Source organism: Thermus sp., from assembly GCF_056332225.1.
Window position 1 is genome coordinate 1 of record NZ_JBWGQW010000185.1, and the last position, 707, is coordinate 707.

The 707-nt window shown below is 75.0% G+C and carries 1 protein-coding gene; it reads left to right on the plus strand.

Features of this window, described 5'->3' with window-relative positions:
* Nucleotides 1–224: 224 nt before the first annotated feature.
* A complete protein-coding gene (locus AC01Y6_RS10805; protein WP_476671535.1) occupies nucleotides 225–668 on the plus strand; it encodes a MerR family transcriptional regulator in 444 nt (147 codons plus the stop codon).
* Nucleotides 669–707 lie beyond the last annotated feature (39 nt).

A 707-nucleotide genomic window follows, 5' to 3' on the forward strand; every position in this document is an offset into this window, starting at 1 on the left:
CGTCTACCGCTGAGCCTGCTCCCTTCGCTTCCCGCCTTGCTTCAGGCGGGCGACAGGGGCCGGCAAGGGGGCCTCACCCCCGGGTGAGCGCCCGCTCAGCGCCCCTGGTGAGCGGTGAGCGCTCACCTTGAGCGGGCTAGGGAGGGGGCGCTCATCCTGAGCGCTCACCCGCTCAAGGGGCGCTCAGGGTGAGCGCTCAGGCGCTCAGGGGGTAGACTTCTCCCGTGGAGAACCCCGATGGCCGGCAAGACGAGACCCTCCTGCCCCCGGCCCTGGCGGCCCGGATCCTGGGGGTTTCCCCGGCCACCCTTCGGCGGTACGCCGCCCTGTGGGAGCGGACGGTGGGCCCCCTCCCCCGGGCTCCGGGGGGCGGGCGGCTCTGGCCCGAGGGGGCCCTGGCCCGCCTGCGGGCGGCCCGGGAGCGGGCCCTAAGGGAAGGCCTCCCCCTGGAAGAGGTCCTGAGGGGCGAGGTCCCGGAGGGCGGCCTTCCCCTCCTCCTCCCCGCCGAGGGGGAGGCCCTGGCCCTCCTCAGGGCCTTGGCTGAGCGGCTTGAGCGGGTGGAGGGGGAGCTCAGGGCCCTGCGGGAGGAGAACGCCCGGCTCAGGGAGGCCCTGAAGGCCCTGGAAGCCCCCCGCAAGCGCCCCTGGTGGCGCTTCTGGCGGCGGTGAGGGGGGATGGGGCGGGGATCTCACCTTTTGCCGGTACAA